The sequence below is a fragment of the Shewanella maritima genome, assembly GCF_043643735.1.
GTDB lineage: Bacteria > Pseudomonadota > Gammaproteobacteria > Enterobacterales > Shewanellaceae > Shewanella > Shewanella maritima_A.
The window spans coordinates 23028-45533 of the sequence record NZ_JBHZSM010000011.1 but is presented as its reverse complement, the minus strand read 5'-3'; the positions used below and the strand labels follow the sequence as shown (position 1 = coordinate 45533).

Annotated in this window: 29 protein-coding genes; 25 read left to right on the top strand and 4 right to left on the bottom strand. The window is 41.3% G+C overall.

Translation table 11 applies throughout. The features are described 5' to 3' along the window. Positions 1 to 79 precede the first annotated feature (79 nt). The 17 genes from ACHUGF_RS12555 to ACHUGF_RS12475 all read left to right on the top strand — a co-directional run bounded on the left by ACHUGF_RS12555 (position 80) and on the right by ACHUGF_RS12475 (position 10357). Positions 80 to 1984 (top strand): hypothetical protein, encoded by a 1905-nt coding sequence (locus ACHUGF_RS12555; RefSeq protein WP_394131668.1) that lies wholly within the window; start codon positions 80 to 82, stop codon positions 1982 to 1984. A gap of 164 nt (positions 1985 to 2148) precedes the next feature. Next, positions 2149 to 2322 carry a hypothetical protein gene (locus ACHUGF_RS12550; protein ID WP_394131667.1) on the top strand — a complete coding sequence of 58 codons (174 nt, stop codon included), beginning with the start codon at positions 2149 to 2151 and terminating at the stop codon, positions 2320 to 2322. A gap of 17 nt (positions 2323 to 2339) precedes the next feature. Further along, positions 2340 to 2597, top strand: coding sequence for a hypothetical protein (locus ACHUGF_RS12545; RefSeq protein ID WP_394131665.1), 258 nt, complete (start codon positions 2340 to 2342; stop codon positions 2595 to 2597). Beyond that, positions 2587 to 2967: a hypothetical protein gene (locus tag ACHUGF_RS12540; RefSeq protein ID WP_394131663.1), complete on the top strand. Its 381-nt coding sequence runs from the start codon at positions 2587 to 2589 to the stop codon at positions 2965 to 2967. The genes ACHUGF_RS12545 and ACHUGF_RS12540 overlap by 11 nt, the downstream gene beginning before the upstream one ends. A gap of 5 nt (positions 2968 to 2972) precedes the next feature. Then, complete coding sequence (locus ACHUGF_RS12535) at positions 2973 to 3530, top strand: hypothetical protein (protein ID WP_394131661.1); 558 nt, start codon at positions 2973 to 2975, stop codon at positions 3528 to 3530. Beyond that, positions 3531 to 4232, top strand: a complete 702-nt coding sequence (locus ACHUGF_RS12530; RefSeq protein WP_394131660.1) for a hypothetical protein — start codon at positions 3531 to 3533, stop codon at positions 4230 to 4232. It begins immediately after the preceding gene. A gap of 248 nt (positions 4233 to 4480) precedes the next feature. Beyond that, complete coding sequence (locus tag ACHUGF_RS12525; protein WP_394131658.1) at positions 4481 to 5296, top strand: major capsid protein P2; 816 nt, start codon at positions 4481 to 4483, stop codon at positions 5294 to 5296. A gap of 16 nt (positions 5297 to 5312) precedes the next feature. Further along, positions 5313 to 5675 (top strand): hypothetical protein, encoded by a 363-nt coding sequence (locus ACHUGF_RS12520; RefSeq protein WP_394131657.1) that lies wholly within the window; start codon positions 5313 to 5315, stop codon positions 5673 to 5675. Between the two features lie 116 nt (positions 5676 to 5791). After that, positions 5792 to 6001 carry a hypothetical protein gene (locus tag ACHUGF_RS12515; RefSeq protein WP_394131655.1) on the top strand — a complete coding sequence of 70 codons (210 nt, stop codon included), beginning with the start codon at positions 5792 to 5794 and terminating at the stop codon, positions 5999 to 6001. Next, positions 5974 to 6336 carry a hypothetical protein gene (locus tag ACHUGF_RS12510; RefSeq protein ID WP_394131654.1) on the top strand — a complete coding sequence of 121 codons (363 nt, stop codon included), beginning with the start codon at positions 5974 to 5976 and terminating at the stop codon, positions 6334 to 6336. The genes ACHUGF_RS12515 and ACHUGF_RS12510 overlap by 28 nt, the downstream gene beginning before the upstream one ends. Further along, the gene (locus tag ACHUGF_RS12505) at positions 6336 to 7130 is read left to right on the top strand and encodes a hypothetical protein (RefSeq protein ID WP_394131652.1); all 795 of its coding nucleotides are present in this window, start codon (positions 6336 to 6338) and stop codon (positions 7128 to 7130) included. Before ACHUGF_RS12510 ends, ACHUGF_RS12505 begins: the two co-directional genes overlap by 1 nt. A gap of 1 nt (position 7131) precedes the next feature. Beyond that, positions 7132 to 8619 (top strand): beta propeller repeat protein, encoded by a 1488-nt coding sequence (locus tag ACHUGF_RS12500; protein ID WP_394131651.1) that lies wholly within the window; start codon positions 7132 to 7134, stop codon positions 8617 to 8619. Next, complete coding sequence (locus ACHUGF_RS12495; RefSeq protein WP_394131649.1) at positions 8619 to 9239, top strand: hypothetical protein; 621 nt, start codon at positions 8619 to 8621, stop codon at positions 9237 to 9239. Before ACHUGF_RS12500 ends, ACHUGF_RS12495 begins: the two co-directional genes overlap by 1 nt. Next, the gene (locus ACHUGF_RS12490) at positions 9193 to 9579 is read left to right on the top strand and encodes a hypothetical protein (protein ID WP_394131647.1); all 387 of its coding nucleotides are present in this window, start codon (positions 9193 to 9195) and stop codon (positions 9577 to 9579) included. The genes ACHUGF_RS12495 and ACHUGF_RS12490 overlap by 47 nt, the downstream gene beginning before the upstream one ends. A 1-nt stretch (position 9580) precedes the next feature. Continuing rightward, positions 9581 to 10036, top strand: coding sequence for a hypothetical protein (locus tag ACHUGF_RS12485; RefSeq protein WP_394131646.1), 456 nt, complete (start codon positions 9581 to 9583; stop codon positions 10034 to 10036). Further along, positions 10023 to 10205, top strand: a complete 183-nt coding sequence (locus ACHUGF_RS12480; protein ID WP_394131644.1) for a hypothetical protein — start codon at positions 10023 to 10025, stop codon at positions 10203 to 10205. Before ACHUGF_RS12485 ends, ACHUGF_RS12480 begins: the two co-directional genes overlap by 14 nt. 2 nt (positions 10206 to 10207) lie before the next feature. After that, on the top strand, positions 10208 to 10357 hold the full coding sequence (locus ACHUGF_RS12475) for a hypothetical protein (RefSeq protein WP_394131642.1): 150 nt from the start codon (positions 10208 to 10210) through the stop codon (positions 10355 to 10357). Here the strand turns inward: ACHUGF_RS12475 and ACHUGF_RS12470 are convergent. Beyond that, entirely contained in the window at positions 10354 to 10890 is a 537-nt protein-coding gene (locus ACHUGF_RS12470; RefSeq protein ID WP_394131640.1) for a DUF3653 domain-containing protein, read from the bottom strand. The genes ACHUGF_RS12475 and ACHUGF_RS12470 overlap by 4 nt on opposite strands. Positions 10891 to 11683: 793 nt before the next feature. Here ACHUGF_RS12470 and ACHUGF_RS12465 point away from each other — a divergent pair. Beyond that, positions 11684 to 12640: a DUF2860 family protein gene (locus ACHUGF_RS12465; RefSeq protein WP_394131639.1), complete on the top strand. Its 957-nt coding sequence runs from the start codon at positions 11684 to 11686 to the stop codon at positions 12638 to 12640. 118 nt (positions 12641 to 12758) lie between these two features. On the opposite strand, the gene pgm is transcribed toward ACHUGF_RS12465, so the two are convergent. Both pgm and seqA read right to left on the bottom strand, forming a co-directional pair. Next, complete coding sequence (gene pgm / locus ACHUGF_RS12460) at positions 12759 to 14405, bottom strand: phosphoglucomutase (alpha-D-glucose-1,6-bisphosphate-dependent) (RefSeq protein WP_394131637.1); 1647 nt, start codon at positions 14403 to 14405, stop codon at positions 12759 to 12761. A gap of 17 nt (positions 14406 to 14422) precedes the next feature. Next, positions 14423 to 15148, bottom strand: a complete 726-nt coding sequence (gene seqA / locus ACHUGF_RS12455) for a replication initiation negative regulator SeqA (RefSeq protein ID WP_394131635.1) — start codon at positions 15146 to 15148, stop codon at positions 14423 to 14425. A gap of 250 nt (positions 15149 to 15398) precedes the next feature. On the opposite strand from seqA, the gene ACHUGF_RS12450 reads away from it, so the two are divergent. The 7 genes from ACHUGF_RS12450 (at position 15399) to ACHUGF_RS12420 (ending at position 20953) form a co-directional block, all read left to right on the top strand. Beyond that, positions 15399 to 16190: an alpha/beta fold hydrolase gene (locus ACHUGF_RS12450; protein WP_394131633.1), complete on the top strand. Its 792-nt coding sequence runs from the start codon at positions 15399 to 15401 to the stop codon at positions 16188 to 16190. Between the two features lie 346 nt (positions 16191 to 16536). After that, positions 16537 to 16758 carry a DUF2788 domain-containing protein gene (locus tag ACHUGF_RS12445; protein WP_394131631.1) on the top strand — a complete coding sequence of 74 codons (222 nt, stop codon included), beginning with the start codon at positions 16537 to 16539 and terminating at the stop codon, positions 16756 to 16758. A 6-nt stretch (positions 16759 to 16764) separates the two neighbouring features. Then, a complete protein-coding gene (ybfE, locus tag ACHUGF_RS12440; protein ID WP_394131629.1) occupies positions 16765 to 17037 on the top strand; it encodes a LexA regulated protein in 273 nt (90 codons plus the stop codon). A 50-nt stretch (positions 17038 to 17087) separates the two neighbouring features. Next, entirely contained in the window at positions 17088 to 17615 is a 528-nt protein-coding gene (fldA, locus tag ACHUGF_RS12435; protein WP_394131627.1) for a flavodoxin FldA, read from the top strand. Between the two features lie 67 nt (positions 17616 to 17682). Beyond that, a complete protein-coding gene (gene earP / locus ACHUGF_RS12430) occupies positions 17683 to 18930 on the top strand; it encodes an elongation factor P maturation arginine rhamnosyltransferase EarP (protein WP_394131625.1) in 1248 nt (415 codons plus the stop codon). Between the two features lie 44 nt (positions 18931 to 18974). Beyond that, on the top strand, positions 18975 to 19535 hold the full coding sequence (efp, locus tag ACHUGF_RS12425) for an elongation factor P (RefSeq protein ID WP_394131623.1): 561 nt from the start codon (positions 18975 to 18977) through the stop codon (positions 19533 to 19535). Between the two features lie 203 nt (positions 19536 to 19738). Beyond that, positions 19739 to 20953: a pyridoxal phosphate-dependent aminotransferase gene (locus tag ACHUGF_RS12420; RefSeq protein ID WP_394131621.1), complete on the top strand. Its 1215-nt coding sequence runs from the start codon at positions 19739 to 19741 to the stop codon at positions 20951 to 20953. Between the two features lie 84 nt (positions 20954 to 21037). Here the strand turns inward: ACHUGF_RS12420 and cls are convergent, their stop codons facing one another. Further along, on the bottom strand, positions 21038 to 22489 hold the full coding sequence (cls, locus tag ACHUGF_RS12415) for a cardiolipin synthase (RefSeq protein ID WP_394131619.1): 1452 nt from the start codon (positions 22487 to 22489) through the stop codon (positions 21038 to 21040). Positions 22490 to 22506: the final 17 nt, after the last annotated feature.

Below are 22506 nucleotides of genomic sequence, written 5' to 3'. Positions count from 1 at the left end.
GTTGGGTATGGCGTTTGCCTTGCGTTGTTCGCTCGCACTTTTATCTTGGCTGCTAAAGATATATTAGGGGTTGACCAGAATGAAGATTAAAGCAGGTAGTTATTACCCAGCTGGGCATGTTGACAATTACATGCCTAATTTTGGAGAAAATCAGCAGTTCAAAGAAAATCAAGGTGGTGAAGTTTGTGTGTCAACTGTTGAGATAACAGATGATTTACCGCCAATTGAACATATTGAAAAACTAAACTTAACCGCCCCAAAGGGCGGTATTTTTATGTCTGGTCGTGAGCAATCAGAATTAAATCAGCTAAATGATGGCTTTGCCATTTTAGAGCGTAATTATTTTAATTCGAATTACTATAAAACCCTAAGCCCCGCAGGGCGGCCAAAGGCCGAGAAAGCTAGGCTGGTCAAGGATTGCAAAAGTCCGACACGGAAAAAGCAAGCCATAGAAAGACAGCAAAAGTCGATGGCATTAGCTGCGTATGCGCAGCATTTGAGGAAAAAAGGCATTAGTTTAGCGCCAGCAGCGGAAAAAGCGTTAGCTCAACCACAGTCGCTTTACACGCCCGAGATAGGCGCATTAGAAACGCCCACAATTAACAAAGAAACGGGCGAAATTACCCATATTGACCGTGAGCGCCGTGCGCCAGTTGCGCGAATTAGCCGCAGAAAATGGTCAGATGAATACCGCATTAGTGTTACAACCAATAACAGCCCGACCCAAGCCCCGCCGCAGCAAGCAGGCGACAGAGTAACCAAGTTTTTAACCACAAAAGCAGCAAAGAACATTTTAGACAGCGGCGCATACGTTGCCGCTGTTCGTGGTGGTTATACCACATTTTTAACGTTGACTTTTAAAGATGAAGCAAGACAGCGAATTATTGACGGTGAATCAACAATTGGTGCTGAATGTTCACGCTTTTTTGATGCAATGCAGAAGATGTACCAGCGCGGCTGGGCAGCTGAACAATTCCAGATTCCAGAGCGTGAATTGAAAAAAGACATGTTTCACAGCAATCAGTTTGCTTGCATTGCCAATGATGAACAAGTGATAGAGCCAATCGGCGATAAACTTGATTATCTATGGGTAGCCGAAGCACCTGCAAAATTTGAAGTTGTCGGCCATAAAAACGGCTTTAATTCAATTGATGCAAGGCCGAATCCGCATTGCCATGTTTTATTGCGATGGCAAGTCGAACCGCATTTATTCAGAGCGTGGGCAAGTCGTATTGAATCGCTTTGGGGGCAAGGGTTCGCCAAGCTTGAACGCATCAAAAATGCAAACGCAGCAAGCGGCTATATGCTCAAAGCATTGGGTTATTTGCTTAAAGGTGAGCAAGGTCAAGTGAGCGACCAAGGCACAATTAAAGGTAATCGTTACAACATTTCAAAAACCGCGCGCGCTTTACCGTGGGAGCATATCGCCAGTTTTCACGCTGAACATATGGCTAGCCTAATTGGTGAAGTTAAAACCAAGTTAGCCCGTAAAAATGAGCCTGTTGTTTACCGCATTAAAGATAATTACAAAAAACTGAAAAACGTTATCAAAGGCAAAGCGTTTGCTATTCAAGCTAAAAAGCCAGTACACAGAATTAATGAGCGCATCAAGCAAATTGAATCATACATAAAGCGCGACAAAGCCCAGTTGAGAAAATCGCCCATCATGGCGTTTGACTATCACATTAGTTTTAAAGGTGAATACCCGTTTAAAAAATTCTTTAAATGGGCGGTGGGTGCGCGCCTTTGGGGTGCATTTGATTCTTTATCTGAAAAACCAGTAACCGCCATTGATGCACTGATGACGGTTTGCCCAAAAACATTGCGCAAGTCGTTTAGCAAGGTTCGCAATCGGTTAATTGAAAGCGAAACGGAATGGGCGCAAAGATTAAAACAGGTAATCGCGCCACTTGTTGATATTGAGCAAGCGACAAATGAGCGTTTACAAGATTTTGAAAGTTATCAATCAATTTTGCAGGGGTGATAATGGGTGTTTCAAAAGGGGTTAAATGTCATTTTGCGCCACCAAAGCTTGATATTCATAAGCAGATATCACAAGGCTTAAACTTGCGGCGTGATGTTTTTGAAGAATTTAAGCGAAAGCGGAATGAAAGGTTAAACAAAACTACGCCAGCCAAAGGGGGATAAATGGTTAATCAAAGCAAGGTTAACGATATGCTTAAAAGTCATAAAAAAATAGGTGACTTAATGCACCGTGCTGAATCTGAAGTGTGGCCTGCTAACAAAATGAAGTTAGCCAGCCAAGCGGCAAAAGAAAGCCATAAATTAATCGGTGATTTGCTGACTGCATTATCACAATAATTAAAAAAAAGGTGGGAATGATGGGAAATCATGCCAATAAACGAGCAGCAGCCGCAAGGTATAACGCTCAATTTGAATCATTAGGCGCTGAAATAACCGCCGCAATTAACCATAAAATCATCAAAGCTGGAGCCAAAGGCAAGCAAGCTGCAAAGCAGGCAGTCAAGAAAAGCGAGATTATTAGACGCCGCACTATTAACACTGTAACAGCGGGGTTAGTCGTGGGTTTTTCCGCTTTTGTTGTACTTGGTCAGGGGGTGTTTTATGGCGGGTGAACCATTAGCGTGTGTTGAGTGTGACGCTTGCGGCGGTCAAGGCGTAATCAAAAAACTAAGTAATTCGCCATTGCTTTATTTGCATTGCAAAAGCTGTGGTTGTGACCGAAGAAGTGGCAAGCGGCTTCAAGCCAAATGGAATGCGGCAATCAGCAATTCAGCGCTTGAAGATGATACGCAAACGGCCAGTAATCCAGAGTCGGACGAATGGCAACCAACGCGGCAAACACAATCAGCGCCGCAAGTGGGTGAGCATATCCCAGCCGATGAAGTCGAGCCAAAACAAGATAATCCCATTAAATCAGTAATCACAATTACCGCAGTGCTATTAGGCATTGCGGGAATGCTAGTTAAAGCAACCAGAGGCTAATACCTATGAGCAAGAAAACAGACGCGCCAGCAAAGGCCAAAAAAGCACAGCAAATCACGGAAAGCACAGAGCAGCCGCAAGATGTAGTTGAATTGGCAATGCAGGATGAGCCCGCAAATGATGCCGCAATGAATGCCGCAAATGATGCCGAATGGTCGCCCGAAGTGTCAGCGGAATTGTTAGGTATGGATGCCGCGCAGCAAGCGGAAATCCCAGAGCAAAACACCACTGAGCCACAACTACCCAAGACCCAAGTTGAGCAAGCGCAAACACTCGCCAATGAAATCGCGGGATTGGTGGCGGTAACAGTTGAAAGTGTCACAGGGCGTGATTACGGGCTAAACCCTGCCAGTGTTCAAAAATGGGCTGAGGGTGTCGCGCCTTGCCTTGTTAAATACGGTTTAACTGATATGGGCGAAATTATGAATAAATGGGGTGTTGAAATTCAAGCAGGCATTGCAACCGCCAGTATGGGTTTTGGTGCATATGCTGCACATAAGCGATACCAAAAAGAAGATGAAGCCAAGGCAAACGCTGAGGCCGAAAAACAGCAGGCGGCATAAATGGCTATCAATGCAAATAATGCGCTAGAAGTTCGACACAAAAGCTATTGCGGCGCATCGGGCAGCGGTAAGACTGCGGCTTTTAAGCGCTTGCAATTATACGGTCAGCATATCGCAGGTTTTGATATGTACAGCGATTACAAAAAAGGCGGCTTGCGTAAATTGTCAGGTGTGGGTGATGGTCGTGCAGTGCATCATTACACTACAAGGCAAACATTTTTAAGGGCATTTACCGAGGCATGGGCAAGCGGTAAAAGGTTTGCGGTGTTTTACTTGCCACACGTTGAAAAGTCTCAAATGCGAAAGGAAGCAATTTGGTTTGCCAATGTGGTTTGGGCTGCAAGTGATGGTAATCGAGAATTGCACGTTGTGTTTGAAGAATACGGAAAATATGCCGAGGGCACAGCCGCCGAGCGTTCACGCATTGGTGAAATTGCCACGGGTGGCCGCAAGTTTGGCTTAGTTGGTCATTATCTTTTTCAGCGACCAAGTGAAGTATCAAAAACCATTATTGGCAATTGCGCTGAATTTATTGTCGGCGCACAGCAAACAAAACTTGATGCGCGTAAATGGGTTGATGAATTGGATTGTGATATTGGCGAGATAATCGAACTCGACCGATTGAACAAAAAACGCCAAAAGTTTTACCTACACAAAACAAATGGCATTGGTAATTACAAGCAAGTAAATGTGCAGTTTTAATCAATATTGCGGGAAATTCCCGCAATATTCCCGCATTTATTTTGTAAAACACTTGTGACAATGATTAAAGTTTAAGTCGGTCAAGCGCAGCCGTTAGGTTGCGCACTAATCACGCCGTGAGGCGCTACGTTCCCAAGGGGATTCAAAATGAAACAGTATCTAATTACAGCAGCAATCGCAGCGGCGGTTGTTTGGGCGTCTAACAACGTGGTCACGGTTCGCCGTGTCATTGGTTAGGAGTACGCCCAATGAGACAGACGAAACTACTTCCATCGTTCGCTAATGTAGCGAAAGGTAACACCACTACGCTTGAACTGCCTTTAGGCATGACTTACGACAAAATCCACCTAAGTTACAGCGGCGTAACGCTTGCGCAGCTTAAAGAAATCAAGGTTGATGTGAACGGCAAAACCATTCAGCACTTTAAAGACGGTGACGAATTGCAATCACGCAATAAAAACCTTGGTCTAAATGTGGCTGCGGGTACGCTTGATTTTCACTTCAAAGATGACGTAATGAAAACGCTAGAAGAAGCGCGCATGTTCGGATTGGGTACGGCAAATGCCGACGGTCACCCAGTAGTGCAAAATGTCACTATCAGCATTGATATTGACGGGGCGGCAACAGCGCCAGTGCTATCTGCACACGCTATTCAATCTAACGCCGCGCCAATTGGTGTTATCAATAAAGTAAAGCGTTTCCCGTATGCACTCAACGCGGGTGTGAATGAAATTGATAACATTCCGACTAACCCGAATGCGCGTATCGCACGATTTACCATTAAAACCGATGCAGATATTGAAAAAATTGAGCTAGAAGTGGATAGCCGCAAAATGTACGAAATGCCCAAGATACTTGGTCAAAAAGTGCAGGTTGACCACGGCCGCGCACCGCAAACGGGCTATTACTACGTTGATTTGGTATTAGAAGGTGACATGTTGCAAGCATTGACGTTAGTCGGTGTGCAAGATTTGCGCTTACGTTTACATGCCAAAGATGACACAACCGCAAGCACAGCATGTGTTGTGATTGTTGATTATTTTGATGGCTTGCCAGGTTTATAAATAGGGGGGGGGCGGCATGGTTACATCATTACCAGTTGCCACCATTCAACCAGTTGCGCCGACAATCCAAAGTGATACGGCATTTAGCAACAGTTGGACGGCAGGCGCACAAGACTTTTTAAAATTTGGTCTTGATTCTTGGATGCAATACGAGCAAATCGAGAAAATCAAAGATTCAACGCCAGTAGGGCAAAAGCAAGCACTTGAAACGGTGCAAAGTCCGACCAAAAACACCACAAGCCAAGTCGACTCAAACGGCAATGCAGTAAGTCAGCAGATGGCAAGTATGGGCGCAAACCTAATGCAAAACGGTGTATTGATTTTGGGTGGCATTGTTGTTGCGGTGGGCGCGATGTATTTTCTAACAAATCGCAAATAGGTGAATGTTATGAATTTTAACTATAAAGCGTTTGCTTTGCAGGTGGCCGCAGCAGTGATTGCGGGTGTTATCCTGACCAAAGTTAATAAGCGCATTGAAGAAACAAAGGCGTAATCATGTTAGGTGCATTAACAAGTTTGACAGGTGGTGGTGGGTTAAGTAACTCAAGCGCAGCCAGTTCGCAAACAGGCCAACAAAGTCAAGATGGCACGTTTCACGGTGGCGGCGTTAGCTTTGGTACCGGAAACGAAATGAACGCCAGCATGGTAATTGCGGCGGTGACTGTTTTGGCGGTGGTATGGCTAATCAGCAATCGCAAGAAATAACGCAAGCATGGAATAAGTTGGCTTTTGCTTTGGGTGACGACTTGCGCACAATTCAAAGCGAAGTGCAGCAAGGCATTAGTCAGCTTTATTCTTTTAATCATGGTGAGTTTTTCGCGGTACTGCGTGAAGAAATCGCCAGCAATGGCAAAGAATTAGTAATTGTGGCCGCGGCGGGTAAAAACTCAATGCCATGCATTAACGAGATTCACCGAAAAGCCAAAGCAAACGGCTTTTATTCAATCAGGCTGCATACATTACGCCCAAAACCAATGTTGAAAATGGGCGCTCACTTAGGATTTAAGCCAGCGGAAACAATTTTAAGGGCGGTTTTATAATGGGCAGTTCATCAAAATCAAATTCAAGCCAAGCCACAGAAAACAACTCAATATCACAGGGTGTGGATGGTGACAATAACGGCATTATTCTCAACGGCAACGGCAATACAATCACAGATGGCGGCGCGTTCGATATCATTAAAAATATTGTTGATGTGTTTTTGCCAGAATTCACAACCCAAGGCGCAAACATGGTTGCAGGCGGCTTTAATGCCGTGACCGATGTGGCGCAAATGGGTGAGAATCAAACAGAGCAAGCGTTTAATACTGCACTTGATTTGTATGGCGAAGCCAATGACGCGCAGCAACACATGTTAGAAGTTGGTCAGCAGGTGCTAACCGAATCGGGGCGCAATCAGTTAAGGGCTACCGAGGAAAGTTTTAATTTTGGTCGTGATGCGCTTGTTATGGCAGGCGGTGCAATGGATAGCGCAGTATTAGCAAATGAGCGGGTAACGCTTGCGGCTATGGATAGCAACACTGATTTAACATCGCTGATTGCAGGGGCGCTTCAAAACGCAAACAACAATAATACTGACCTTGCGCAATTCTCAATGGAAAACAACACCAATTTTGCCGACCGCGCATTAGATAGCGCAGCCAACGCCAGCAAAGACGCAACCGCGCAATTGGTTGAGGGTTACGACATGATGTTAAACAATATGAAAGATTTTAGCCGCTCTGATGGTGTCGCTTTGGCAGAATCAAGCAATAAAACCATGCTGATGTTAATCGGCGGTCTTGCGTTATCGGGTGTCATTATCGCGGTAATCGTAACAAAGGGTAATAAATAACATGGGCATTATTAACCAAAACATTCACAATGGTGTGCTAACTATTGCTGTGGGCACCTGTTATCACTTCAATCTAATTTCAGCAAGCGGTGTGGTAAAAGTTGAGTTACAGAACAACGGTAAAACGGTTTTAGATACAGACTTTTGGGTCGGAATGAGCCTGCCCAACCCAACGCAATTCGATAAAATTATCATTCAAGGTGATAGCGCCCCTATTGAATTTTGGGCAGATGAGGTTGCCATGTCGCAAGCGGGTAATATCAATGTTGCAGCCGCAAAAGCATTGCGAACAAGTGTTGTTTATGTGCAGGGACAAAAGCAATTAACAGGTAATGACTTAGTGCGTCAACAGGTAGAAGTGAGGTCGGATAAAGATATATTGCTTACAGGTGCGGCATTTAATGACGGTTGGTTATTAAAAGCTGGTGATGAGAAAAAGCTACCATTGGCGGGTATATTAAATGGTTATTTTCCATACCCTAAAATAGATTTGTCAGCAACAACATTGAATCAAGAAATTAGCGAGATGTGGAGCACTGGAACTGGGCTGTTTTTGAACAACCTGTATGTGTCTGATGATAAAACAGTATATTTAGCTGGTCACTCTCAATCGTTAATGGCAAATTTTGATGGTGCGGGGTGGGTTAAGCATCAACAATTTGCGCATGCAAATGATGAGTATGTTTTGTTTCCGTCCGCAGATGGCGTTATTTACATGTCAAAGCGTGATAACAATCTGATGAGTATCTGGAAAAGTACAGATGACGGTCGTAATTTTTCAGTTGTTACTACAACATTTGACATCAGCGTTCTGGCAGGTTCGGATGTTAACTTTTCAGTCCACGCGCATCAACATTACTTTATAAATGATGTTATATCTCAGGTGTTTTCTGATGTAGATATTAATTTCAACATTAAAACCGAACGCGTAACAGTCAATAAACACGCTGACCCAAGCTATAAAATGCTAGCTAAATTAAGTGATGCAAATTGGTTAATGGTAGAGCATCACGGTTATAGCTATTCTGGGGGCAAGCTTTACCGCTCAACAGATGGCGGCGTTTCTTGGGTTGCAGATGATTACTACACTGATTTATCACCAGATATGCTGATGACAGATAAAACGGGTCAGTATGTAGTGATAAAGCAGTCAAGCGGTCACCTTGCGTTTAGCGCGGATTATGGTGCGTCATTTATTGAATGTCTAGCTAAGTCGTTTTATTTATCGGCCAATCCGTGCTTTGTATCGGGTGGTGTGTGGGTGTTGCCGTATGAGGGTAAATTCTACGGGTTTCAGGTGCGTGAAACTGATGTCTTAATGCTTGAATCCGTTGATTTGCCGCTTTCTGTAAATCGCAATATACAATCATATATGAATAAAATTGGAGAAGTATTCACTCGTGATGGTTTAGTAGGAGCAGAAATACAGCTTAGTGTTGACGGTGATTTATCACCTGCAAAAGTTGAGGTGATGGAGTATTTAGGGTGATGCGCAAATTCATTGCGCTATTAACCATTGCAACCGCTGTGGGTGCGGGGTTTTACTTCTACCGCAAGCAGCAAGGCACATCTAGCGACCCGTTAATATTGCCAGATGTGCCGCAGTGGCAACCGCCGCAAATGGATTGGTTAAATCTAAACTTCGATTCGTTATTGTCGGGAGACAGCGACATGCAAAACAATAATCCGTATCAAGGGGAGCAGGGCGACCCAATCCCAAAAGGGATACGCAACAACAACCCGCTAAACGTGGAATATAGCGCGGCTAATCCGTGGAACGGTCAAACGGGCAGTGATGGTCGATTTTCTACTTTTACAAGTGCCTTTTACGGTATCCGCGCCGCAGCAAGAACGCTTAAAACCTATCGTGACAAATACGGCTTAGATAATGTTTACGGCATCATCCACCGATGGGCCCCGCCAAGCGATAATAACCCGACTGACAAATATATTGAGTTTGTCGCGCAAAAGGCATTTGTCGCCCAAGGTCAGCAGCTAACAGAAGCGGATTATGTTCACGTTGTGGCAGCTATGATTCATTTTGAAAACGGATACAATCCCTATGAGCTATCAGAAATTAGCGCAGCAGTGGCCGCAGGTTTTAAGTAGTGCCAAAAATTTAGCCGTGGCAATTGCGGTAATTTACGGTGTTTACATGGCAAGTAAGGCATATAAAAAAGGTGATGAAGCTGCCAACGAAATCACCAAACCAGCAGGTGATTTATTATCAGATATTACTGCTTGGTCAAATGGCAATCACCGCATTGAAGTGACTGATTTAGTCATTCAGCCGTGGTATTTAGACAGCGATTACCGCATAAGTAATGATGCGTGGAACGCTTTAAATAAAATTCCAACGTATACCGCGCTAATGCAAAAGCTATTTGATGACCGAATATTAAAACCGCAATACCGCCAGTACATTGGTAAACCGATAAGCGGGGCTTAATATGTCATGGATTAGTGGGTTATTAAGCTTTTTAACCAATCCCATTGCAGATTTAACGGGGGGTTATCGTGAGCGTAAACGCATTGCAGCAGAAAACGCCGCAGACATTGCCAAGGCAGAAATAAGTCAAAAAATCGCCAAGATTAACGCCAAAACCGAGCGGCTTAAACAGCGTGAGTCTAATGATAATGACTATGACATGCAGGTATTGCAAAACCGCCGCGATTCATTAATGGATGAAATTGTGATTGGGGTGTTTTTGTGTTTATTCCTGATGCACTTTGTACCCGCGTTGCAGCCATACATGACGGGTGGTTGGTTAGCTATGGGCTACGATGGCGCGCCTTGGTATTTTGAATTTGTCATTGTGGGAATTGCGGTTAGCACATTGGGATTAATGCGATTATTTAGGGCGTTTTGGCAGGTAAGAGGTAATAAAAATAATGACAGTAAATGACCGTGAAGTATTTAAAGCGGCTAAAGATGGCGGCGTGGGCGTGTTTTGCGCAGTGTTGCTTTACATGTTATCAAGCATCAATCAGGGGATTACTGATTTAAACAAAGCAGTAAGCGAGAATGACAGCCGACTAGATTTAGTTGAATGGCGATTGGATAAGGAGTCATAACTATGTTTGATGGTTTACCAAGCGATTACAGTGTGGCGGTAAAAACGCCCGACCCAGTGACAGTTAAAGTCGTGCCAAGTGACGGGCTGTTATTAATTATGAGTGCAGCGCTAATTGTGGCCGCAGCATGGGTAAAGAATAAAATCCGCTAAGGCTGTTTAACGCTTTTTGAGTATTTCCCCTTGTGCGCCAGTATGGGCGAATCTTTAAGCTTTTTAATCGACTGTATTAAAAAATCTAATTCGCCTTTTAATGCCTCTGTTTCTTCCTCGCTGCGCAAACTATCAACTTGTAGCCTTAATTTTTTATTTTCTGACTTATCCATGCGGTGAAATTGCGTTTCATAAAACAGGCCAAGCAATTGGTTTGCTGTAAATGAGTGCCGCTTGAATGGTGTTAGTAACTCTTTTCCGTCATGGCTAAATCTGAAATCTTGCCATTCTTTAGTATTGGGTATTGAGCGCTTGTAAAGCTTGATGTAATTATCAACCCATGCAGGGCAACCAGTGCGCCACCAATTTGTAATGGTTCGGGGTGTAACACAAAAGAAAGCGGCCGCTTTATCTTTATCAAGGGTGTGGTGGGAGTGTTCCGACTTTTTGAATGTAAACAAAAAGAACTCGCGAGTGGCGGGCGTCATGTTTTCAAATCCTTTTGGGTGTATATCTTTAGACTGTTTTTTCATAATAACCGCCTTAATAATTCCATTTAATTATTAAAAACACAGTTAAACGGGTTAACTGTATAAAATATCGGCGGTAATAAAACGTATTAAAACAAACGTTTCATGGTCATTCTAAAGTATTAGCCGATTTAACAACACTATTGATTTTAGGAAAGTTTTTCCTTATGCGTACAATGTATATTATGTTAAATATGGTTTGTGCTTAACCCTTCTACCCAACATCTCCTCATCATTTCATTATTACTATCTATCTTAGCAAGTCACTCTATGGCTCCTCATTGTCTAATGATCTTCAATTTTGTAAAACATAAGAAATTAGCAAATACAGAACTAGTTAAATTTCTTATCTCCTCTTTTATTAAGTAACCTACGCAATGACATTTCATGCACGTAGCAATGACATCCATCTCTTGTATAAAATGGTTTGATGGTTACATCTAAATTTTCAACCGTAGTAAATGTAAACGCATGTCGATTAAATTTAGACTGCTTAGAAGCTGAACGGCCTCTTTCTGGACAAGTACCAAGTCGTCTTCCTCATATATAGAGTTGTTTATTATGGTGACTCATTTCCAATAAGCCTGTTTGTTGTTTTTACTTTACCAACAATCTAAATCTTTTTGTCATAGATCTTTTCTTCAATATCTCTATACGCAGTTCCAGATTTTGCGTTCGTGCAAATATGCATATCTGTTAATCATAGTCTCCTCTTTTAAAATCCCTAAAATAGATTTCGTTATATGGAGATTACTAATTAAGACGGATCAACAAAACACTTAAAGAGAGAGTTATTATGAACAGAATCAGTATTTTATCAGCAGCCATTCTTGCTACTTTATCTGCAACTAATGTTGTTGCTGAAGAATCTTCTAGATGGAGTGGTGAGTTTATCTTTGCTACTGGTTATATGTCTTCTAACTCTAACTTAAATACCGAAGGTGATGCGATATATAAAGATATCAATCAAAAAGGTACACAAGAAGAAGAGTACTTTGTCGCACCACTAGGTAATGTTGCTTATAGTTTTGGTGAAGGCCTAAACCAGCGTGTTTATATGGGTACTTCACGCGATGATCTTGCTGTTGGTGATTTAGCATTTGAAATTGGTTATCAGCTAGATATGCAAAATGGTACGCAACTTGATATCTCATTTTTACCGACTGTAGTAGCGGGTGAAGTATGGCAAGATCCTTACTATGAAGGTAAGCGTCGTAAAACAGACGTCGAAGGCAATGCTTTCAGAATGCAACTACATCACATCGCTGGTACTGGTTTTTCAGCTGAAATGGCTTTCGGTACACAAGAAGTTGATGAAGAAAGAATTATTCATGATGACCTACTACGTGATAGTGACATGTTCTCTTTAAAGGCTAGCTATTTATGGCCATTGTCAGCAAGCTCAGGTTTAAAAACTACGGTAGGCTTTTTTCACAATGATGCCGAAGGCATTGCGCAAACATATGACCAATATGAACTTGAAGCAACCTACTTTATGCACACTGGTAGTTATATGTTGGCATTAACAGCTAGCTATGCTTCTCGCGAATATGATGGCACACATCCAATATTCAATGAAGAACGTAAAGATGATAAATCTCGTCTATTTGTTGCATATGAGTATGCTAACTTCATGGGGCTAGAAAATTGGGATTTTGTTTCGTTTGCTGGTGTTGATGTGACTGACTCAAACATTAACTTTTATAAGAGTGAAGATTACGTCGCATCGATTGGTTTAAGCTACAAGTTTTAATCTTTGATAGATTTGATAAGTTTTTTGTTTAGCACTGACTAAATCATTGAATAAATAAGGCCAATAACTGACGTTATTGGCCTTATTGCTTTGTAAATCAATATTGATGATTTAATGTTTAGTTCGATTTTAATGCTGCATCTATCATTGCTTTTGCATCTTGAATCATTAAATCAAGGTGTGCCTGGCTCACAAATGATTCAGCATAAAGCTTAAATAAAGCTTCAGTACCAGAAGGACGTGCTGCAAACCAGCCATTTTCCGTAGTTACTTTTATGCCGCCAATGGCTGCATTATTCCCCGGTGCTGTGGACATAATGGATTTGATACCATCACCGGCTAATGTACTTTGGGTAAAGCTCGCTTCTGTTAACTTGGCAAACTTTTGTTTTTTGTTCATGCTAATTGGACTATCAATTCGCGTATAAAAGCTCTCACCAAACTCTTGAGTTAAGCGTTGGTAATGCTGGGCTGGTGTTTTGCCTGTCACCGCTAAAATTTCTGCCGCCAATAAAGCTAATATGAAACCATCTTTATCAGTACACCAAGTGCTGCCGTCTTTTTGTAAAAAACAGGCTCCTGCACTTTCTTCACCGCCAAAGGCGATTTCACTATTTGCGAGTCCTTCAACAAACCATTTAAAGCCGACAGGCACTTCAATGCATTGTCTACCAAGACGATGGCAAACTTTATCAATCATTGCGCTTGATACTAAGGTTTTACCAATAGCCAAGTCTTTAGACCACTGTGGGCGGTGCTCACAAAGGTATTCGATTGCGACTGCAAGAAAATGGTTTGGGTTCATCAACCCTGATTCGGGGCAAACAATACCGTGTCGATCGTAATCTGGGTCGTTACCTAAACAGAGGTCATAATCTTGGCAGTGTGCTAATAACCCTGCCATAGCATAAGGAGATGAACAATCCATTCGAATTTTGCCATCCTTATCCAAAGTCATGAACCCAAAAGTTGGATCAACATTGTTATTGACCAAGGAGATGTCAATATTGTAAGTGTTACGGATGACATCCCAATAATGAATACCCGAGCCACCTAGCGGATCGACACCTATTTTTATCCCAGCTTTTGCAATGGCTTCAAAATCAATTACATTTGCTAATGCATCTACATATGGCTGGATCAGGTTTTGCTCATCTAGCCACTTAGTTTGTTTAACAACATCGTAATTAACTTTTTTTATGCCGGACAGTTGTTCAGCAAGATATTGGTTAGCAGTTGCTTGAATTTGATTGGTGATATCTGTATCTGCTGGCCCGCCATGAGGTGGATTGTATTTGATTCCACCATCTTGTGGTGGGTTATGTGATGGCGTAATGATTAGCCCGTCAGTTAAATTATCTACTTTACCCTTATTAGCAACTACGATGGCTTGTGACACTACAGGGGTTGGCGTAAATCCTTCATCTTTTTGCACAATCACTTTTACTTGATTAGCCGTGAGCACTTCAACCACTGATAAATAAGCTGCATAAGACAGAGCATGTGTATCAAAACCAACAATCATTGGCCCAGTTATGTTTGCTTGCTGACGATAATCGACAACGGCTTGAGTGATTGCCCAAATATGGTGTTGGTTAAAGCTTGAAGCAAGCGCACTACCGCGATGACCTGAGGTTCCAAAACTGACCGCTTGTGCCTGATTTTGTATATTCGGAATAAGCCGATAATAGTGGCTCATAAGTTGCGGAATATTAACTAAATCATGTTGAGTCGCGTGCTGCCCTGCTCTGTCATGTACTGCCAAAATAACGTTCCTTTTATTTAGATATTTGCTGAAATTGATTTGGCTTTTTCAGCGTCACAACCGAGTTGGCTTAAGACTGCATTTAAAATAGTACGCTTTTTAGCGGTATTGTTATTGGTGCTGACCCAATAATTGAATTCACCAATTTGCTTTGGGTTAGCAGACTTGCTGGCATCTAACAGCTCTTGTTTAGTGCGGGCAAAATACAAACGACCTTTACCCTGTACTTGTAACACTTGTGAGAAATCTTCTCCCGTAAGCTGAGCAAGATTTTCTAACAGATACATGAATCGGCCTACTGCACCTTTTTGCTGAGCCAACTCACTTTGATTGACAATATCACTGTGTTCTACATTGGAGGTTTGCGACAAAACGACGTCAGCTCCATTATCAGTTTGTGTCTCTGTTTCAGCTGTGACTACAAGTTTCGCTTCAGCAGGTTGATTGTCAATGGCATCTGTTGTCGTAGTGGCAGTTTGCATGTCACTAGTTTGAACATGTTTGGTGCTTACCAATTTTTCTACTGCTTCTTTAGCCTTGATAAACAGAGCATTTTGTTCTTCATCAGACAATGGTTTGGTTTCTAAACCCGGCTGGCTAATGTGTACCGTTTCATTGGCTTGTACATCACTAACTGATAATCCTAGTAAACGACGTAATATATCTGAGGCGCTCTCGCCAATTCGTTCCGTTTTACCTGCAATAAAACGATATAATTCTTCGTCTATTTCGATGTATTTCATCTTAGTCATGTCCTTTGGCCAAATGGGCAGAATAAAAATGCGATCTATTGCGATCGCGTAATTAAAAATAGTTTACGGCAAGGCGGCGCTGATAATAAAGTGTAAATTGCAAAAATGGAGACTTGATTAGTATTAATTTGTAAATTCGAATGTTTTTAGAGCAATTTCATGTTCAGTTTAGTTAGATAATTGATTTGATAGTCACTTTCGCTCACAATCTGCAGCAAATAAATATAGGTAGTAATTTCACATGCATGTTGTTTCTCATGGTCAGGGCGACCCTGTTATCATTATTCATGGTTTATTTGGTAATTTAGATAATCTAAAGAACCTTGCGCTTAGCTTAGAAAGCCATTTCACTGTTTACCGATTTGATGTGACGAATCATGGTGACAGTGAGCATAGTGATCACATGGACTATCTTACCCTCGCTGATGATTTTATTCACTTCATGGACCAACATGGTATCTCGAAAGCCCATTTTGTCGGCCATTCAATGGGCGGTAAGATTGCCATGGCAATCGCCTTACAGCATCCTCAAAAAGTATCTGGACTCGTTGTCGCGGATATTGCACCTGTGGCATATCAACCAAGACATGGCCAAGTGTTTAATGCATTGACAACAATGCCATTTGATTCGATTAGAAACCGTAGTGATGCATTAGCTCATATGAAGCAAATGGGTATCGATGATGGTACAGCGCAATTTCTATTAAAAAACTTAAAGCGAATTGATAGCGGGTTTGAATGGAAAATGAACCTAGATGGTTTATTGGCTTCTTATGACGATATTATCGGCTGGCCATTTAACCAAGACAATAAAGATCAATTATGGTCCCCTTACCTATCCCCGTGCTTGTTTATCCGTGGTGGAGATTCTGATTATGTTCAAGCTAGTCATCGTGAACAAATTCTTGCTCAGTTTCCTCAGGTGACGGCTAAAACTCTCAATGGTACCGGCCACTGGTTACATGCACAAAAGCCAGTCATTTTTAATCGATTAATAAATGAATTCTTTACACAAAAAATTAGTAAAAATTAAATTCGATTAATAGGGCCTGTTGAACTTTCAAGATTATTTTTGCAGCGACTTGTTGGAAGTTTATACAAGACAACGACTTTGATGTGTGGTTATTCCACATGATAAGTCATTAACGCAGCAGAAATGACAACAAGTGCTGCCTGTAAGGTTCGTTTAAAAGCACTTTACTCATTGTTATGAGCAAATTTGTTTAGGTTACTAAACGACATTGCTCACGCCTCGATTAAAGTGCTTTTAAATCGAACAAACTCTAATCAGCAAAGATCAGCAGGCCCTAGCAGACGCTTTAGCAATGTGTTATATTCGCGCCTCTTTTTCACCATACGTTTAACGCTCAGGTAGTTTTATGTTGAATCAGTACATTGAACAAATTGAAGCTTTTGGTCTTAATTTGTTTTTTGCAGCCATATTTTTCTTTATCGGAATGGCAATTCGCGATGTACTGAAACAAGGTAATGTGCCTAAATTTGGCCAATACATCGTATGGTTAGTTTTATTTCTTGGATGTGCAGGCTTTGTTGCTAAGGGTATCATTCAAATGACCTGGGAAGGTTCAGGGGTCGGTTAAAAATTAATGGCAAAAGAAACAACAGATAGAACAACAATTGACCTATTTGCCACAGAGAAACGTAGAGGAAGACCGAGAAGTAATCCTCACTCACGTGAACAGCAATTAAAGATCAATAAACGTAATCAAATAAAGCGTGATCGCGCTAATGGTTTAAAGCGAATTGAGTTAAAGGTGTCACAAGATTTGTACGACGCCTTGAACCAACAAGCATTGGACAGTAACATCAGTCGAAGTCAGTTAATTGAGTGTATACTGCAACAACAAATCAATAGCTGATGCGTATTTCGTCATCGCCTTACAGCGAATTAATATTTAAAGGATAGACAATGGCAACTGTAGGTCTTTTTTTCGGTAGCGACACTGGTAACACCGAAGCCGTCGCCAAAATGATCCAGAAAAAACTGGGTAAATCTATGGTTGATGTAAAAGACATCGCCAAAAGCACCAAAGAGCAAATCGCAGAGTTCGATTTGTTATTATTCGGTATTCCAACTTGGTATTACGGTGAAGCACAATGTGATTGGGATGACTTTTTCCCTGATCTTGAACAAATTGACTTCACTGATAAATTAGTCGCTATTTTCGGCTGCGGTGACCAAGAAGATTACGCAGAATATTTCCTAGATGCCATGGGTATGGTCGGCGATATTGTTGAAGCGAGAGGCGGTATCATTATTGGTAACTGGTCAACAGAAGGTTATGACTTTGAAGCGTCTAAAGCACTTGTTGATGACAACACATTCATTGGTTTAGGCATTGACGAAGACCGTCAACCTGAACTAACTGAAGAGCGTGTTGACGCATGGGTAAAACAAATTTATGAAGAAATGTGTTTAGCTGAATTAGTTGACTAACATTACTTCATTGAAAAAAGCGGCTTAAGCCGCTTTTTTTATATATTCAATTCAATAAACTTTCAATATGACACACACTTTAGTCGCTGATCAAAACGGCAATGATACACAAGCATCAACACCACAGTGGGACATCTTTTGTGTCGTTGTAGACAATTATGGTGATATTGGCGTGACATGGCGTTTAGCTAAACAGCTAGCCGCTGAATATGCTATCACAGTCAATTTGTGGGTAGATGATCTGAACAGTTTCCATCACATATTGCCTGAGATGAATCCATTAACCAGTTTACAGTATGTGAGCGATGTGAATATTATTCACTGGAATAAAGAAGCTTCTCCAAGATATTTAGCTGGGGATGTTTTAGTAGAGGCTTTTGCTTGTGAATTGCCTTCACAGGTAATTAAAAAACTTATTTATGCAAGACACAATCATCAGCAACCAGTTTGGATTAATTTAGAGTACTTATCAGCAGAGTCCTGGGTTGATGGTTGCCATGGTTTACCCTCATTACAGGCAAATGGCCTTAATAAATGGTTCTTCTTTCCTGGCTTCAATGAGAAAACTGGCGGGTTGTTGCATGAAACCAACTTGGGTGAGCTTCGAGAAAAATGGCAAGCTGATGAAAGCAATAAATTGAGGTTGTTTAACCAACTTGGCTTACATGGCATAGAAGCCCATCACCAAGTTATCAGCTTATTTAGCTATGAAACTAATATATTAGGCTATTACATCTCATTCTTGTCATCTGATGACAATGAAACACCTTTAGGTGATACCCTGAGACCAACTAAACACCTACTGGTGCCGCAAGGTAAGTGTTTAACCAGTATCCGTGCCCTGCTCTCTGATAATTACAATATGATAGTTGATGAGATAAATGTTGGTGATTGCCTCAACATTAATCAACTTGCCATTCATATTATCCCTATGACAGATCAGCCTAGTTATGATCGCCTATTATGGAGTTGTGATATTAATATTGTGCGAGGTGAAGATTCGTTTCTACGCGCACAGTGGGCAGCAAGGCCATTTATCTGGCATATCTACCCGCAAGATGAAGATTATCACTTGATTAAACTCAATGCATTTTTAGATTATTATCAACAAGTTTTACCCGAATCTCTGATACAGAATTATCGTGACTTAGTCGTTGGTTTTAATTGTGCTAGTGATGAGATGACATCCAATAATATTGATATATTGCAAAAGCAGTATGCAGAATTGCTAAATGCGGCTCAAAAATGGGCAAAGATGGCATTAAATCAAACAGATCTTGCTTCACGACTAGTCGCTTTCACTAAAAGTCGTTAATATACGGCAGCATAAATCAAAACCTAAATATAGGAATCATTGTAATGAAAACTGCTCATGAACTCCGCCCTGGAAACGTGATCATGTTAGATGGCAGCCCTTGGGTTGTTCTAAAAACTGAAACGACTCGCTCTGGCCGTAACGCTGCAATCGTTAAATTGAAGCTTAAGCACGTTTTACAAAACTCAACCACTGAAAGTACTTTCAAGGGTGAAGATAAGATGGAAGATATCATTCTAGATCGTCTAGATTGTACTTACTCTTATTTTGCTGATCCTATGTATGTGTTCATGGATGCAGAATACAATCAATATGACGTTGAAGCTGAAAACCTAGGTGATGCAAAAGATTACATCGTAGATGGTATGGAAGAACAGTGTCAGGTTACCTTCTATGAAGGTAAAGCAATTTCTGTTGAGTTACCAGCAACGATCATTCGTGAAGTCACTTATACCGAGCCTGCTGCACGTGGTGATACTTCAGGTAAAGTCATGAAGCCTGCAACCATTGAAGGCGGCGCAACCATTACTGTTGCAGAATTCGTAAAAACCGGTGATAAGATTGCTATCGACCCAAGCACTGGTGAATTTAAAAAGCGTGTATAACACTTGCACCCTTTTACTAAAGCCAGCATAACTGCTGGCTTTTTTGTACTTAAATAATTCTCAACTTAACGACTATTACACACAAGCCCTACGTTATAAGTGAATTTATCTACATAAAGTCAATTTTAATGAGTTAAGGCCTTTCTCTGCTTATTGTAATTCGCTATTGTGCTAGCAATAGTTACCGATAATTGCGAGTTGTTATGCGCCCAATCATAAAATCCACCAAGTTAGATACAGTTTGTTATGACATTCGAGGACCAGTGCATAAAGAGGCACGTCGCCTTGAAGATGAAGGTCATCGTATTCTCAAATTAAATATCGGTAATCCAGCACCTTTTGGGTTTGATGCACCTGAAGAAATTGTACGTGATGTGATTTTAAATCTCCCCAGTGCGCAAGGTTATTGTGAATCAAAGGGCTTGTTCTCAGCGCGTAAAGCGATTGTTCAGCATTATCAGTCTCACGGAATTTTTGGCATTGACGTCGAAGATGTCTATATCGGTAATGGTGCATCTGAATTAATTTGCATGGCGATGCAGGGTTTATTAAATACTGATGATGAAGTACTTATCCCCTCGCCCGATTATCCTCTGTGGACAGCAGCTGCTAATCTTGCTGGTGGTAAGGCTATTCATTACCGTTGTGATGAAGAATCTGATTGGTTTCCTGATCTTGAAGATATTAAAAGTAAAATTACCTCCCGCACCCGAGGTATTGTGCTAATCAACCCCAACAATCCAACGGGTGCAGTCTATAGTCGTGAGTTGTTATTAGACGTTATTGAGTTGTGCCGACAGCATGATTTGATTTTATTTGCAGATGAAATATACGACAAAATTCTTTATGACGAGTCACAACATATTCATGCTGCATCGTTATCAGATGATATTCTTACAGTAACGTTTAATGGCTTATCAAAAGCCTATCGTGCTGCAGGTTTTCGCGTTGGTTGGATGGTACTAAGCGGAAACTTGAAAATCGCCAAGAATTATATTGAAGGCTTGGATATGCTGGCATCTATGCGACTATGCTCAAACGTTCCTAATCAACATGCTATTCAGACTGCATTAGGAGGATATCAAAGCATTAATGAGCTTATTTTGCCAAATGGTAGACTTACCAAACAAAGGAATGTGTGTTTTGATGCACTAAATAGTATTCCTGGCGTATCAGTTAAGCAACCTAAAGGAGCACTTTATGCTTTCCCCAAGCTAGACGTTAAAAAGTTTAACTTAAGGGATGATGAGCGATTAGTTTTAGACTTATTAAAAACTGAAAAGATGTTATTGGTTCAAGGCAGCGCATTTAACTGGCCTGAGCCTGATCATCTACGCATTGTCTTCTTACCTCATAAAGAAGATTTACAAAAAGCAATGGACGGTTTAGCAAGATTTTTAGATGGGTACTCGCAGTAAATCAATAACTTCATTATTTTTTTAATCATTAAAAACGCCATACTACTTAGTATGGCGTTTTATGTGTATAACCGAGCATTTTGATTATAGTAATGGGCTAAACAAGTAAAAGAACTGCTCATAAAATCGATGATGTACGGGTCTATTACGCCACTGCTCAATATCGACTTGCTCTGACTCATCCATATATTGCTGTTGTAGATTAGCTAACTTTTGGCAGAATTTAATATCGTCAACGGCTAAAGTCAGTTCGAAGTTTAGCCATAGGCTTCGCATATCCATATTAACTGTGCCAATCAGGCAGTGCTCATCATCAACTAATACAGATTTAGTGTGCAATAAGCCGCCGGTAAATTTATGAATTTTGACACCAGCCTTTAATAATTCTGCAAAAAAGGAACTACTCGCCCACCGTACCATAATGGAGTCATTGTATTTAGGGATGATTAAATTAACATCAACACCACGCAGAGAAGCTGTCACTAGCGCATTCATCAAGTTTTCGCTTGGAACAAAGTATGGCGTAGTGATCACCACTCGTTTCTCAGCCTGATATAAGCTTTGCAAAAACACTTGATGAATAACGTCTTCGGGCATACCTGGGCCTGAAGGAATGGTTTGAACTAATGAAGTTGTTGCAGAGCACTGTGATAAAGTTGGATGTAGCGGTACATTGCGCTCATTGGTTTCAACTTCCCAATCCCATGCATTAATGGTGTTGAGTACAGGCACTACTGGGCCAGTGATCCGAACCATCACATCTATCCATTCGCCAACCCTACTGCCAGCTTTAAAAAACTTTGGGTCGACTAAATTCATTGAACCTGTATAACCAATATGATTATCAATCACGACTACTTTTCTATGTAATCGTAAATCTAATCGGCGAAAGAACATTCTCAAAGGGCTTACGCGTAATGCAGGTCTAACATCTATACCTGCTTTTTGCATACGTTTAGGCCAGCCAGATTTGAAGAAGGCTCTACTCCCTGCAGCATCTAATAAGATATGAATATCAACCCCCCGTTTAGCGGCGTGGATTAACGCATTGGCTACGGCATCAGCAAGCCCGCCCGGGTGCCATATATAAAATGCCATACTGATTTCAGTTTTAGCCTTATCAATATCATCTACGATTGAATTTAATATTTGTTCAGGAGTATTTTGCAGTGAGAGTTCATTAGAAACTAAAGAAGGAATATGTAACTGAGAATTACACAGGTTGCTGATCGTCGTTGCATAATTGCTCTGACTATTAGGTTGATGTGAGGCATGATCATACAATTTAGTGAACCATTGAGCATAAGGCTCGAACATGGCTTTAGCTCGGGTTGCTCTTGTCTTTCCTAAATTCAACTCGCCGAAAAGCATGTAAGCGAAAATGCCCACAAATGGCACAAAATATATAATTAATAACCAAGCGAAGGAAACACCAATACTTCTACGTTTGATCACAATTCTAATTGCTATACCAGCTAAGATTAACCAATAGATGGCCACACTGGCGATAGCTAGAAACTGTGTTAGTTTGTCCATGAAAAAATAAATAACTC